At 57.9% G+C, this 13965-nt stretch carries 13 protein-coding genes and 1 riboswitch; of the genes, 8 read left to right on the top strand and 5 right to left on the bottom strand.

Translation table 11 applies throughout. The features are described from left to right. Positions 1-11: 11 nt before the first annotated feature. Complete coding sequence (gene yjeH, locus ACUTQ5_RS18895) at positions 12-1265, top strand: L-methionine/branched-chain amino acid transporter (RefSeq protein ID WP_445652483.1); 1254 nt, start codon at positions 12-14, stop codon at positions 1263-1265. Positions 1266-1294: 29 nt separating this feature from the next. On the opposite strand, the gene ubiK is transcribed toward yjeH, so the two are convergent. Further along, complete coding sequence (gene ubiK / locus ACUTQ5_RS18900) at positions 1295-1573, bottom strand: ubiquinone biosynthesis accessory factor UbiK (protein WP_012146986.1); 279 nt, start codon at positions 1571-1573, stop codon at positions 1295-1297. 146 nt (positions 1574-1719) lie between these two features. Beyond that, a riboswitch (FMN riboswitch) is annotated at positions 1720-1880 on the top strand. Positions 1881-1990: 110 nt separating this feature from the next. Here ubiK and ribB point away from each other — a divergent pair. Together ribB and ygiD are read left to right on the top strand one after the other, a co-directional pair. Continuing rightward, positions 1991-2644 (top strand): 3,4-dihydroxy-2-butanone-4-phosphate synthase, encoded by a 654-nt coding sequence (gene ribB, locus ACUTQ5_RS18905; RefSeq protein WP_261111950.1) that lies wholly within the window; start codon positions 1991-1993, stop codon positions 2642-2644. Positions 2645-2836: 192 nt separating this feature from the next. Then, positions 2837-3619 carry a 4,5-DOPA-extradiol-dioxygenase gene (ygiD, locus tag ACUTQ5_RS18910; protein ID WP_445652484.1) on the top strand — a complete coding sequence of 261 codons (783 nt, stop codon included), beginning with the start codon at positions 2837-2839 and terminating at the stop codon, positions 3617-3619. 57 nt (positions 3620-3676) lie between these two features. Here the strand turns inward: ygiD and ACUTQ5_RS18915 are convergent, their stop codons facing one another. Together ACUTQ5_RS18915 and ACUTQ5_RS18920 are read right to left on the bottom strand one after the other, a co-directional pair. Then, entirely contained in the window at positions 3677-4837 is a 1161-nt protein-coding gene (locus ACUTQ5_RS18915; protein WP_445652485.1) for a glutathionylspermidine synthase family protein, read from the bottom strand. Positions 4838-4840: 3 nt separating this feature from the next. Continuing rightward, on the bottom strand, positions 4841-5503 hold the full coding sequence (locus ACUTQ5_RS18920) for a DUF1190 family protein (RefSeq protein WP_135318104.1): 663 nt from the start codon (positions 5501-5503) through the stop codon (positions 4841-4843). 68 nt (positions 5504-5571) lie between these two features. Here ACUTQ5_RS18920 and ACUTQ5_RS18925 point away from each other — a divergent pair, with 68 nt between their 5' ends. From ACUTQ5_RS18925 to dhaM, 5 genes are all read left to right on the top strand, one after another. Further along, the gene (locus ACUTQ5_RS18925; protein WP_261092679.1) at positions 5572-5706 is read left to right on the top strand and encodes a hypothetical protein; all 135 of its coding nucleotides are present in this window, start codon (positions 5572-5574) and stop codon (positions 5704-5706) included. Between the two features lie 149 nt (positions 5707-5855). Continuing rightward, positions 5856-6962 carry a glycerol dehydrogenase gene (locus ACUTQ5_RS18930; protein ID WP_445652486.1) on the top strand — a complete coding sequence of 369 codons (1107 nt, stop codon included), beginning with the start codon at positions 5856-5858 and terminating at the stop codon, positions 6960-6962. A 56-nt stretch (positions 6963-7018) separates the two neighbouring features. After that, complete coding sequence (gene dhaK, locus ACUTQ5_RS18935) at positions 7019-8089, top strand: dihydroxyacetone kinase subunit DhaK (protein WP_445652487.1); 1071 nt, start codon at positions 7019-7021, stop codon at positions 8087-8089. A 9-nt stretch (positions 8090-8098) separates the two neighbouring features. Beyond that, complete coding sequence (dhaL, locus tag ACUTQ5_RS18940) at positions 8099-8731, top strand: dihydroxyacetone kinase subunit DhaL (RefSeq protein ID WP_445652488.1); 633 nt, start codon at positions 8099-8101, stop codon at positions 8729-8731. An 11-nt stretch (positions 8732-8742) separates the two neighbouring features. Continuing rightward, positions 8743-10176 carry a dihydroxyacetone kinase phosphoryl donor subunit DhaM gene (gene dhaM, locus ACUTQ5_RS18945; protein ID WP_445652489.1) on the top strand — a complete coding sequence of 478 codons (1434 nt, stop codon included), beginning with the start codon at positions 8743-8745 and terminating at the stop codon, positions 10174-10176. 10 nt (positions 10177-10186) lie between these two features. On the opposite strand, the gene dhaR is transcribed toward dhaM, so the two are convergent. Both dhaR and tolC read right to left on the bottom strand, forming a co-directional pair. Continuing rightward, positions 10187-12133, bottom strand: a complete 1947-nt coding sequence (gene dhaR, locus ACUTQ5_RS18950; protein WP_445652490.1) for a dihydroxyacetone kinase operon transcriptional regulator DhaR — start codon at positions 12131-12133, stop codon at positions 10187-10189. 150 nt (positions 12134-12283) lie between these two features. Beyond that, positions 12284-13777: an outer membrane channel protein TolC gene (gene tolC / locus ACUTQ5_RS18955; protein WP_445652491.1), complete on the bottom strand. Its 1494-nt coding sequence runs from the start codon at positions 13775-13777 to the stop codon at positions 12284-12286. Positions 13778-13965 lie beyond the last annotated feature (188 nt).

The following is a 13965-nucleotide window of genomic DNA, read 5'->3' on the forward strand; positions in this document are numbered from 1 at the left end:
GGCGGTGGGCAGTGAGTGGACTGAAGCAAGAGCTGAGTTTGGCGCAGGGCGTTGGGCTATTGTCCACTTCACTGCTGGGTACCGGCGTCTTTGCCGTGCCGGCTTTGGCGGCACAGGTGGCACAAGGCGATAGTCTGTGGGCCTGGCCGTTGCTGATTATCCTGGTGTTCCCGATCGCCATCGCCTTTGCGGCTTTGGGCCGCCACTTCCCCAGCGCGGCTGGCGCAGCGCACTTTGTCGGGCTGGCCTTTGGTCCGCGTATGGCGAAAGTCACCGGCTGGCTGTTTTTATCGGTTATTCCGGTTGGGTTACCCGCTGCGTTGCAGATTGCCGCCGGTTTTTGGCAGGCCACTTTCGGCTGGAGCGCCAATGTCCTGCTGTTGGTGCAAATTGCCACGCTGGTGGTGATTTGGTTTTTAGGCTCGCGCAGCGCAGGTTCCAGCGCCAATATTCAAACGCTAATCGCTATTCTGGTGGTGGCGCTGGTGGCCGCTATCTGGTGGCGCGGCGACATCTCACTGTCCAAAATTCCCTGGCCGGCAATCCACGAAATCTCCTCGCCCAATCTGTTCCATGCACTGGCAGTGATGTTCTGGTGCTTTGTGGGCCTGGAGGCATTTGCCCATCTGGCAACCGAGTTCCGTAACCCTGAACGCGATTTTCCGCGTGCGCTGCTGTTTGGCATGTTGGTCGCCGGGACGGTGTACTGGGGCTGTACCGTGGCGGTGCTGCATTTCCACGCCTACGGTGAGCATCAGGCGGCGGCTGCGTCGTTGCCGGGGATTGTGGTGCAATTGTTTGGTCAGCATGCGCTGTGGGTGGCCTGCATCATTGGCTATCTGGCCTGCTTTGCCAGCGTGAATATCTATACTCAAAGCTTCGCCCGGCTGGTGTGGTCGCAGGCGCAGGATCGTCCGTCCAGCGCGCTGGCCAGGCTGTCTGCCGGACAGGCACCGGTCAATGCATTAAGCGCGGTGGTAGGCAGCTGTTTACTGTTCACCTTGCTGATTTATACTCTGAAGCTACCGCTGGATACGCTGCTGGTGTATGCCAATGGCATCTTCGTGCTGATCTATCTGCTGTGCATGCTGGCGGGCTGTCGAATATTGCACGGACGTTCGCGGCTAATGGCGGCGACAGGCTTAGGGCTGTGTGTGCTGTTGATGGTGATTATCGGCTGGAAAAGCCTGTATGCGCTGGGGATGTTCGCGCTGATTTGGCTGGTGTTGCGGCTTAAGGCGCAGACGGTGCTCAAACCGCACTAAGGGCGCGTTGCCGCGCCCTTAAGGGTAACTTATTCGGCGTCTGGCTGTTGCGCAGCAGGCGTGGCGTTCAGCTTGCTTTCCAGCTCGCTCATACGCTGTTCCAGCAACGCCAGTTTCTCACGGGTGCGCAGCAGTACCTGGGTCTGCACGTCGAACTCTTCGCGGTTGACCAAATCCAGACGGGTGAGCTGTGACTGCAACACCTGACGGATTTTCTTCTCAACGTCTTCCCCGAATTCGCGCACGCCTTTAGGCATGGACTCATGCACCTGACGTGCGATCTGTTCAATTTTTTTCGGGTCAATCATGGCGTATCCCTTTCAGAGTTTAATAGCTGTCGCCTAGTGTAATGCGAGTTGCCCGCCGGATAAACTATTTAACCGCATTCCCTGCGGCTGACCGAATTATGCTTTTGCCAATTGCCCTGATTAATCATTAGCGTTATAGTCGAGAAGCTTATTCTCAGGGCGGGGTGCAAGTCCCCACCGGCGGTAAATCACCTTCTACGGTGAAAGCCCGCGAGCGCTCAACCAGCTTTTGCAGTTTGGTTAGAGGTCAGCAGATCCGGTGTAATTCCGGGGCCGACGGTTATAGTCCGGATGGGAGAGAGTAACGGTATCTGCCGGGTTTGCGCCCGCTTGCGTTATTTTTTTAGCTATTGCTAGCTACTCCTCAAGATCGCCCTGGTTCTGGTAATCCATAATTTTCTAATGAGGTTTTTTACCATGAATCAGACCCTACTTTCAGATTTCGGCACGCCGGTAGAACGCGTAGAACGCGCTCTTGAAGCATTGCGCAATGGGCGCGGCGTGATGGTGCTCGATGATGAAAATCGTGAAAACGAAGGTGATATGATCTTCGCCGCAGAAACCATGACCGTTGAGCAGATGGCGCTGACCATTCGCCACGGTAGCGGTATTGTGTGCCTGTGTCTTACCGAAGAGCGCCGTCAGCAGCTTGAACTGCCGATGATGGTGACCAACAACTCCAGCCAGTTCCAGACGGCCTTCACCGTGACTATCGAAGCGGCGCAGGGCGTGACGACCGGTGTTTCCGCGTCCGACCGCCTGACCACCATTCGTGCAGCGATTGCCGATAACGCCAAGCCGAGCGATCTGAACCGCCCTGGCCACGTGTTCCCGCTGCGTGCGCAGCCGGGTGGCGTGCTGAGCCGTCGTGGTCATACCGAAGCGACTATTGATCTGGTATCAATGGCCGGTTTCAAACCTGCCGGCGTGCTGTGTGAACTGACCAACGATGACGGCAGCATGGCGCATGCGGCAGAAGTTATCCTGTTCGCCAAACAGCATGACATGCACGTACTGACCATCGAAGATCTGGTGGCCTACCGCCAGTCACACGAGCAGAAAGCCAGCTGATATCACACTGATTTTCTGAGTATGAAAAAAGCCGCATACGCGGCTTTTTTTGTGGCTGAAAACGGTGCTCCATCCCTGGTTTTAACCATTCAAATTTATTGAAAATCATCATCATGGTTATCCGGCTGTTTTACCCCGGTAAACGGCGTAGTCTGGTCCACAGAATGTATTGTGACCAACCAAGGATCCTGTATGAACACCTCTCGTATGCCAGCACTTTTCCTCGGCCACGGTAGCCCGATGAACGCGCTGGAAGAAAACCGCTACACCCGTGCATGGCGTACGTTGGGTGAAACCTTGCCACGCCCGAAGGCCATCGTTGCCGTTTCAGCGCACTGGTATACTCATGGTACTGCGGTTACCGCGATGGAAAAGCCGAAAACCATCCATGACTTTGGTGGTTTCCCACAGGCGCTGTTTGATACCCAGTATCCGGCTCCTGGTTCACCTGAACTGGCCGCGCAGATCCAGCAAGTGTTGGAGCCAGTTCGCGTCAAGGCTGACGTCAGTGAATGGGGTTTGGATCACGGTACCTGGGGCGTGTTGATCAAAATGTATCCTGAGGCGGACATTCCGGTCGTGCAGCTCAGCATCGACGGCACTCAGCCGGCGGAATACCATTATGAGCTGGGCCGCAAGCTGGCGGAGCTGCGCGATCGGGGAATTATGATCGTGGCCAGCGGTAACGTGGTGCATAACCTGCGGATGGTGAAATGGCAGGGTGACGCGACGCCTTATCCGTGGGCCACGTCGTTTGACAAGTTCGTGCGGGATAACCTGAATTATCAGGGCGATAACCACCCACTGGTGAGTTTTATGCAGCATGAAGGCGCGGCGCTGTCGAACCCGACGCCGGAGCATTACCTGCCGCTGCTATACGTACTTGGCAGTTGGGACGGCAAGGAAGCGATAACCGTACCGGTTGATGGCATTGAGATGAGCTCATTGAGCATGCTGTCGGTGCAGGTCGGTTAAATAAAAAACGCCAGTCTCAGACTGGCGTTTGCATTTCAGGTCTCTGGCGAGTTTTCGTCAGCCGAGGATGATGTGCGGGTAGAAGCGCGACAGATCTTGGGTGATCAGCTCACGATCTTCACGCAGGCCGATACCGCAGGGTTGATCGTCAACCAGCCAGCTGCCGATCAACGTATAGCTGCCTTCGAACTGTGGCAGCGGGTGGAACTGCTGCACGATCATGCCTTCTTCGCCGTAAGGGCCGTCGACGCTGGCAACCTGCTGACCATTCTGCACGATCTGGATATTGGCACCTTCGCGCGAGAACAGCGGCTTGGTGACGTAGTGATCGAGCTGTGGATGATCGTCTTCTGCAAAGTACGACGCCAGCAGGTTGGGGTGATCCGGGAACATTTCCCACAGCATCGGCAACAGGGCCTTGTTGGAAATAATGCTTTTCCACGCCGGTTCCAGCCAGCGCACGCCGGCATCTTCCAGCTTGGTGGAAAACATCTCGCGCAGCATGAATTCCCACGGGTAAAGCTTGAACAGGTTACCGATGACCTGATTCTGCAGGTCGGTAAACTGGCCTTTTTCACCCAGACCAATCTCTTCCATAAACAGGAATTCGGTCGGGACTCCGGCTTCCAGCGCGCAGTCCTGCAGATATTGCACGGTGCCGCGATCTTCCTCGCTGTCCTGGCAACAGGCCAGGTGCAGCAGACCGAAACCGTGGTGTGCTTTCAGCTCGGCGAAACGCTCGATCAGTTTTTCCTGCAGACTGTTGTACTGATCGGACTCCGGGCTGAGCTTGCCGGCGTTAATCTGGTCTTCCAGCCACAGCCATTGGAAAAAGGCCGCTTCATACAGTGAGGTCGGGGTATCGGCGTTGTTCTCCAGCAGCTTGGGCGGATTGATACCGTCGTAGGCCAGATCAAGACGTGAATACAGCGACGGCTGGCTGGTACGCCATGAACTGCGGACAAACTCCCAGGTGTGTTTCGGGATGCGGAACTTGGCCATCAGCGCATCGCTGGCGACCACTTTCTCCACCACCTGCAGGCACATCTGGTGCAGTTCGGCGGTGGCGTTTTCAATTTCTTCAATCTGCGCCAGCGTGAATTGATAATAGGCGTCCTCACACCAGTAGGGTTCGCCATACATGGTGTGGAAGCGGAAGCCGAATTCGGTGGCCTTTTCGCGCCAGTCCGGGCGTTCGGTGATCGCAACGCGTTTCATGCATTAACCGCCCATGCTGCGTGAGCTGGAGGTCGCACTGCTGCGCTGCATGCTGGTCTGTTTGGCGACGGATTCGCCAAAGCCACCACGGGTGACGGTATTGGTCACTGCCGGTTTTGGTGCCATGGCGGTTTTTGGCACCGTCATGGTGCGGCCGCCAGCGGTGGCCGGGCCGTAGCTCTTGCCAGAGGCATCAACGAATTTGCCGTTGGCCGGGCTGGCGGCGTTTTTAGAGGTGAACAGCGGCTGTTGAGCAAAGCCGGAGCCGCCCATCATGCGGCCCATCATGTAGCCTGCCATCAATGGCATCCACATGCTGCCGCTGCTCTGTGACTCGGCTGCCATACCGGCCTGTGCCGGGGCGGGTGCCTGAGTACACTGCGCTTCACCGAACTCGGCGACACAGTCTTCGCGAGTCGCGTATTTTGGCGCGGTTTTTGCGGCTTCTTTCAAGGCGTTGTTATAGGCAGTGGTGCACTGCTCGCTCATTGAAGGGTTGGTGCGCGAACAGTCGTCGGCATTTTGATACATAGAGACCGTTTCATCGCTCTTCTCGCAGCCGGCGAGCATAAAGACTGCGCTGATCGCCAAGGCTACGGGCGCAACACGGTAGTCGCGCCAGGACTTGCGGAACGTCTCTCGGTTGATGTTTTTTGTCCGTTTCATCGTTATTCATCCCATCAGTCGGGCTGTATTCGCCCATTCCCAGTAATGGCGGTAAGGATAGGGTAAAGATGGTCAAAATTAAAGCTGAAATGCCTACAGAATCCACTCTTTACGCAGCTATACGTTGGGTTGTGCGCCAGTTCGCTTTACCGGCTAAAAAAGCCTCGGCAGAGTTTCATTATGAAACGCCATGGGTAAAGTAATGTTCCATAATGAAACAAAAATGCCGGAGGTCGCAAAGCCTTCGGCAAGCCCTATAGTCAGTCCATAACAACGCGACGGCACAAGACCGACGCACCATCACCTGATATCTGAACGTTACCATCGCCAATTTCCCTACAAGGATCCGGTTATGTTGAGAATCATCCAGTCTCCAGGCAAGTACATCCAGGGCGCCAACGCATTGGCCGCCGTGGGCAAATACGCGAAAGCCCTTGCCGACCATTATTTCGTGATCGCCGACGACTTTGTGATGAAGCTGACGGGCGATACCCTGATGGGCAGCTTGCACCAGCACGGGGTGAGGCATCACGCCTGTGTGTTCAACGGCGAATGCTGCCATAAGGAAATCGACCGGCTGGGCCAGGAACTGAAGGCCCATGGCTGTCGCGGTGTGATTGGCGTCGGTGGCGGTAAAACGTTGGACACCGCCAAGGCTATCGCCCATTACCAGCATCTGCCGGTGGTGCTGATCCCGACTATTGCTTCCACCGATGCGCCCACCAGTGCGCTGTCGGTGATCTACACCGAACAGGGCGAATTTGACGAATATCTGATCCACACCAGTAATCCGGACATGGTGATAATGGACAGCGCGATTATCGCCAGGGCGCCGGTGCGGTTGCTGGTTGCAGGCATGGGCGACGCGCTTTCAACCTATTTTGAGGCGCAGGCCTGTTTCGATGCCCAGGCGACCAGCATGGCGGGCGGCAAATCCACGCTGGCGGCATTGAGCCTGGCACGGTTGTGCTATGAGACGCTGCTGGCGGAGGGCGTTAAGGCCAAGCTGGCGGTTGAGGCCGGTGTGGTGACGGAAGCGGTCGAGCGCATTATCGAGGCCAATACCTATTTGAGCGGCATCGGTTTCGAAAGCAGTGGCCTGGCGGCCGCGCACGCCATTCACAACGGTTTTACCGTGCTGGAAGAGTGTCACCACCTGTACCACGGCGAAAAAGTGGCGTTTGGCACGCTGTCACAGTTGGTGCTGCAAAACAGCAGTATGGTGCAGATCGAAACGGTGCTGGAGTTCTGCCAGCGTCTCGGCTTGCCCATCACGCTGGCGCAAATGGGCGTTAACGGCGACCCGGCAGAGAAAATTATGGCGGTGGCCGAAGCCAGCTGCGCGGCAGGCGAAACCATCCACAATATGCCGTTCGAGGTCACGCCTGCCAGCGTACAGGCGGCCATTCTGACGGCAGACCGGCTGGGCAGCGCCTGGCTGCAACAACATTCAAGCTGATACCGCAGGGGCGCAGTTTACTGGCTGCGCCCCGTTGGCCAAACGAGGAAATAACCGTGAAAAAACTGATTAACAAGGTTGAGTCGGTACTGGAAGAGCAACTGTTGGGGTTGGCAGAGGCTCATCCTGAGCTGTTGGTGCATCAGGAACCGGTGTTTGTCACCCGCGCCGATGCGCCGGTGGCGGGCAAGGTGGCGATCCTGTCCGGCGGCGGCAGCGGTCACGAGCCGATGCACTGCGGTTTTGTCGGCGAAGGCATGCTCGACGGTGCCTGCCCAGGGGAAATTTTCACCTCGCCAACGCCGGATAAAATGTACGAGTGCGGCCAGGCGATCGACGGCGGTGCCGGGGTGTTGTTGCTGATTAAAAACTACACTGGTGACGTACTGAACTTTGAAACCGCCACTGAGCTGCTGCATGACAGCGGTGTCCAGGTGGCGACGGTGCTGGTGGATGATGACGTGGCGGTTAAAGACAGCCTGTTCACCGCCGGGCGACGCGGGGTGGCCAATACCGTGCTGATGGAGAAACTGCTCGGTGCGGCAACGGCGCGTGGCGACAGCCTCGATAGCATCGTGACACTGGGCCACAACATCAATAATCACGGGCATTCGATCGGTATCGCGCTGGGGGCCTGTACCGTACCGGCTGCCGGCAAGCCGTCATTCGTGCTGGCGGAAAACGAGATGGAATTCGGCGTCGGTATTCACGGTGAACCGGGCATTGCGCGTCGCCCATTCACCACCCTGAATGCGGCGGTGGACGACATGTTCCATACCCTGATCGACCATGGTCATTACCAGCGCACCATCCGCGCCTGGGATCGTCAACAGGGCGAATGGCGCGATGAAGTACAGACCAAACAACCGCTGACGCGTGGAGACCGGGTGATCGCACTGGTAAATAACCTGGGCGCAACGCCACTGTCCGAACTGTATGGCGTTTATCACCGATTGGCGGAGCGTTGTGCCGAAGCGGGCATGATTGTTGAGCGCAGCCTGGTGGGGTCCTATTGCACATCGCTGGATATGCAAGGGGTCTCAATCACGCTGCTGAAGGTGGATGACGAACTGTTGTCCCTGTGGGATGCGCCGGTGAAAACGCCTGCGCTGCGTTGGGGTTGCTGAGGAGGAGTCATGGCGTTAACCAAACAACAAGTGGTCGACTGGCTGATGTGTTGCGGCGACGTGTTTGCGCAGCAGCGTGATTTTCTAACCCGGCTGGATACCGAGATCGGGGATTCCGACCACGGGCTGAATATGAACCGTGGCTTCAACAAGGTGGTGGAAAAGCTGCCTTCGGTGGCGGACAAAGACATCGGTTTTATCCTGAAGAACACCGGCATGACGCTGCTGTCCAGCGTGGGGGGAGCCAGTGGTCCGCTGTTTGGCACCTTCTTCATCCGCGCTGCGCAGTCGACCAATGCCAAGCAGAGCCTGGATCTGGCGGAGCTGCATCAAATGATGCAGGAAGGCGTCGAAGGTGTGGTGATGCGCGGCAAGGCGGAGCCGGGTGATAAAACCATGTGTGATGTCTGGTGGCCAGTGGTGGAAAGCCTGGGCCAGTCGGCTCTGCAGCAGCTAAGCGTGGCGGAGGCCCTACAGCGCGCCAGTGAACGGGCGGAGCAGGCGATTGAAAGCACCATCACCATGCAGGCACGCAAAGGGCGTGCCAGTTACCTGGGTGAGCGCAGCATCGGTCATCAGGATCCGGGTGCCACCTCGGTGATGCTGATGATGAAAACGCTGGCAGCGGTCGCCGGTCAATAGCAGGAGGCGAGATGATCAATATCGTTGTAGTTTCACACAGTGCGCTGTTGGCGCGCGGAGTTGAAGAACTGGCGTTGCAGATGATGCGTGGCGATGGCTGCAAGCTGGTGCTGGCGGCAGGGGTCGATGATGCGGAACACCCGATAGGCACCGATGCGGTCAAAGTGATGGAAGCGATTGAGTCGGTGGCTGACGCAGCGGGCATTGTGGTGCTGATGGATTTGGGCAGTGCGTTGCTGAGTGCCGAAACTGCGATCGACTTGCTGGAGCCGTCGGTGGCCGCCAAAGTCCGGCTGTGTTCGGCACCGCTGGTCGAAGGGACGCTGGCTGCGGTGGTGGCTGCCAATGCCGGTGCCGGGCTGGAACAGGTACTGGCCGAGGCGCAAGGTGCGTTGCAGGCCAAACAGGCGCAGTTGGGGGAAGCCGCCGCGCCGGTTGCTCAAAGCGCTGAATTGCCGCTGGCTCAGGGGAAAAGCGTCAATTGGACGGTACAGAACCCGCATGGGTTGCACGCCCGCCCGGCCGCCCGACTAGCGGAAGCGTTGGCCCCCTTCGATGCCGAACTGGTGCTGGAAAAGCAGGGCCAGTGCGCCAATCCGCGTAGTCTTAACCAGCTTGCGCTTTTACAGGTGCGCCACGGCGATACCATTCGGCTGATTGCAGGTGGGCCGCAGGCCGAACAGGCACTGGCGGCGTTTAGCGCGCTGGCAGAGCAGCACTTTGGCGAAACGGTATCTGAGCAGAGCCTGCCCTCGCTGCACGGTATTCCGGTAGCGGAAAGCGTAACCAGTGGCCCGGTGTGGCAGGCGCTCAGCTTCTGGCCGACGGTGGTTGAGCGTACCATTGGCGCCGATGACGTGCTGAACGAACAACAGCGGTTGCGCCAGGCACTGCAGCATACGCTGAGCGAATTAAACCGGCTGGCGGAGCGCACCGGCTCATTAATTGGCAAGCCGCAGGCGGCAATCTTCGGTGCGCACAGCATGCTGCTGGATGACCCGGATTTGCAGCAGGCGGCCTATACCCGTATCGCCCGTCAGCAATGCAGCGCCGAGCAGGCCTGGCGACAAGAGATGGAAGCCATTGCCGGTGAGTATCGTGAACTGGACGATGAATACATGCGGGCGCGGGAGTTGGACGTGCGCGACATGCTGCGGCGCACTCTGAGTCATCTGCAACAGCAACCATTACCGGTGATTATGCTAACCGTGCCGTCCATTCTGGTGATGGATGAACTGATGCCGTCTGACGTGGTGATGCTCGATCGTCGTCTGGTGCTCGGCATCTGCTTGAGCGGCGGTAACGCACTGTCGCACAGCGCAATTTTGGCCAAGGCGATGGGCATACCTATGGTGGTGGGCATGAACGACTGCATGAGCAAAACCCGCAGCGGCCAGAAAGCGATGCTGGATGCGGCGCGCGGTGTGTTGCAACTCAGCCACTGACGGCGTGGCCTCAGGGGCGCAGCTTAAACTGGCGGATATCAATCTGATATTGTTTGATTTTTCGCCACAGCGTGGTGCGACCAATGCCCAGCAGCTGCGCCATTTCGTTCAATTGCCCGCGGCTGACGTTAGCCGCATGAATGATCGCCTGACGTTCCATCTCGGCCAGTGTTAATAGCGGCATGCCCGGTTGTGGTTCACTTTCCAGCAGGGGTTGGTGGCTGAGCAGGTGCTCGGGCAAATCCGCCAACTGTAGATGGTGGCCGTGGCACATCATCGCGGTACGCTCCACCACCCCCTTTAGTTCCAGATCGTTGCCGGGCCACAAATACAGACCGAGCTGGACCATCACCTCGTCATCCACCCGAAAACGGCACTGGAAATGCTGTTCCAGCGTGCGTAAGTGGTGCTTCACCAGCAGCGGAATATCGCTCAGCCGTTGGCGTAGCGCCGGGATTTGGATCTCGAATGCTTGCAGGCTGTAGAACAGCTGGCGGCGAAAGCGATTCTGCTGCACCAACAGCGGCAGATCGGCGGCACTGCTGGCGATCACCCGCACATCGACCGGGATCACCCGATTGGAATTGAGTCGCATGACTACGCCGGTTTTCAGCACCTGCAACAGTGCAGACTGCATCTCCGCCGGCAAATACTCGATTTGTTCCAGGTACAGCGTACCGCCATTGGCCAGTTCAAATTTACTGAGCTGGCCCGCTTCTTCCTCGTTGGCATCGCTGCCCAACAGTTCCCGTAGCCCCTGGGCTTCCGGCAATAGCTGGCAGTTGAGGGCGATGTACGGCCCGCTGGCGCGCTCACTGGCATTGTGGATCGCCTGGCTGAGTAGCTCCTTGCCGACACCTTCTTCGCCGCACAGCAGGATCGGGTGCTGGCCTTTCGCCGCCTGTTGGCCATAGCGAATCAGCCGCCGCATCTCCAGCGAGGAGGAAGGCATCTGTTCAAAACTGTGGCTGACACGCCCCAACTGGCTGCTGACATACTGATGCAGTCGCTCGAGGGGATGCAGCAGGGCGATAAAGCTGCAGCGCTCGCCGTCGAGGATCGGTTTAAGGGTTAACAGAGCCGCAATAAACTGCCGCTGGCGTTCGAAGGTCACTTCAACGTGTTGCAGCGGTTGCCGCTGGGCAATGGCCCGGTTGAGCAGAGCAGGCAGCGTCAGTAACTGGGACAGGGGCTTGCCTTGACTTTGTTGTTCATCCAGCTTGAGCAAGGAGGCGGCTCGTTGATTGATGTATTGCAGGTAACCGCGATGGTCCCAGGCCATAACACCGTCATCCACTCCGTCGAGCAGGCCGTAAAGCTGGTTCAGATGGCGGTTGGACTCTGCCAGCAGGCTGTCGGCGTTGAGGGAATTGCCGATCTCGCGTGCCAGCGCCAGCGTCAGTGACAAATCGCCGGCAGCACAGTCGTCAAGCAGGCAGCCTAATGCAATCGAACCGCGTTGACGGCCGCTGTTGTCGTAGACTGGCGTAGCGCAGAATGACCAGTCGTGCAGCGCCTTGCGTACATGTTCACTGCCGCGTACCTGTACCGGGTGCCCCTCCGACATGGCCAGCGCAGGTGCATTGGTGCCGATGTCACCCTCGGCCCAATAAGCGCCAGGCATAAAACCTAACTGTTGCAGATGCTCGCGCGTCGGCATATCGCCGCACATCCACAGCATGCAGCCACTTTCGTCGAGGATCATCAGCAGGCAGCGTCGCTGTTCCATGTACTCGCAAGCGTCTTCCAGTGCCGCCTGGCCGAGCGTCAGCAGATCGTTCTTACGCTGGCAGATGGAGTTAAAGGTAGCACCGAGTGCGCAGTGGGGTTTTTTCCACATCGCAGGCTGCATCAGGCTGCGGCAGCGTAGCCAGGAAGCATAGATTGCCGGTGCAGGGCGCTGTGCGGGCGGCAGATCGCCATCGATCAGACGTTGCCAGCTTGGGGTGTTCTCCATCGGATCCCATCCAGACGAGATAAAACGATAACCTTGATGATACCACCCCAGGGAGGGGCAACGGCTGTGAGACGGTGGGCAGAACCGATGAGCAGGTAAAAAAACGGGGTGTGGCAGAAGCCATACCCCGTATTCAGCACAGTGCTGCAATCAATTGCGGAATGGATTACCGCTGTTGCGTACAGGCTGGCTGGTGGTGGTCGCCGGCGCGGAGGCGCGGGTGGCAACCGGTGCTGCGGTTTGCGGCGCAGGTGCGTTGCCGTTATAGCCTTCAGCATTAGCGTCTTGCGCGGTGGTCTGCGGTGCTACCACGTCTTGCGAAGTAGAAATAGGTTTGCCCAATGCGCCGTTCAGCATCATCAGGTCGTTTTCGTTCAGGGTACCGAGCGCCGACTTGATGTTCAGTTGGTTGATCAGGTAGGTATAACGCGCGCTGGAGAGCTGCTGCTTGGCGTTATACAGCGTGGTGGTGGCATCGAGCACGTCGACGATGGTGCGGGTACCTACCTGGTAACCGGCTTCCATCGCATCCAATGAACTCTGGGCAGACACTACCGCTTGTTGGTAGGCGTTGATGCTGCTGATCGAAGCGTTCACGTTGTTGAATGACGAACGCACGGTCTGCACTACGCTGCGGTGGGCGCTTTCCAGTTGCTCACTGGCGCCGACGAAGTTGTACTGCGCCTGCTGCACCTGTGAATTGGTCTGGCCGCCGCTGTACAGCGGGAGATTGAAGCTCAGCCCCACTTTGTTTTCGCCTGCATCGTTGTCCTTAGCAACGTTACTGGAGCCGCTGTACCTGTTGTTGGACACGGCGGTTGAAGCGCTGAAATCAACGGTCGGCATATAGCCGGTCTGTGCTGAACGGATTCGCTCGCGTGCCAAGTCCTGGCTCAGGCGGGCAGAAAGCAGGCTCAGGTTGCGCGCTTCGGCTTCTTTCAGCAGGTTGTTCACCGCTTCCGGACGCTGGGTACTGAAACGGTCGGTATTCAACGAGGCCAGTTCCGGGTAGAAGGTGCCGGTTACCTGGCGCAGTTTTTCCAGCGCGTTATCCAGGGTGTTGCGAGCGGTGACTTCAGCCGCCAGCACGGTGTCATAGTTGGAACGGGCGTTCTGCACGTCGGTGATCGCCACCAGTCCCACGTTAAAGCGTTGGGTGGTTTGATCCAGCGTGCGGTAAACCGCCTGTTTTTGCGCCTGCGTATAAGACAGCGAGTCGATGGCGCTCAGCACGTTGAAATAGGCGGTAGCGGTGTCGAGGATCAGCTGTTGCGACGAGGTCTGGAAGGTCACGTCGGAGATACCGGCGGTTTTTTCCTGCAGCGTCAGCGCACGCCATTTCGACATGTCGAAAATGGTTTGGGTCAGCGCCAGCGAGCCGCTGGTGGTGTTGCCGTTTTGGTCGCGGTTGTCGCGATAGCCATAGCTACGGTTATAACCCGCGCTCAAACCCAACTGCGGCAGCAGCGGGCTGCGCGCTTCGTTGATTTTTTCGAATGCGGCGTCACGGTCAGCGGCGGTTTTGCGCAGATCCGGGTTACTTTCCCTGGCCTGTTTGTAGACCTGCAGCAGGTTCTCAGCCTGGCTCATTGCACTGAAGCCGCCCAGGCTCAGTCCGATAAGAAGGGGGAGCAGTTTCTTCATTTGCATTCCTTGTTGTGCAGCAATATTGCGGAGTTAGCTGACGATAGACGAAATAATTGCCGATTCTAGCAGAGTCTGTTGTTCGCCCGAGTTGGCTGAATGTGCCATCTCGCGTAACTTTTACCTTTCAGGCTGCCTGTTTACCGTAGTTCAACTGGTCGCACACGTCACACCTGATATCATGGCTC

The organism is Serratia sp. NA_112.1 (genome assembly GCF_052691715.1).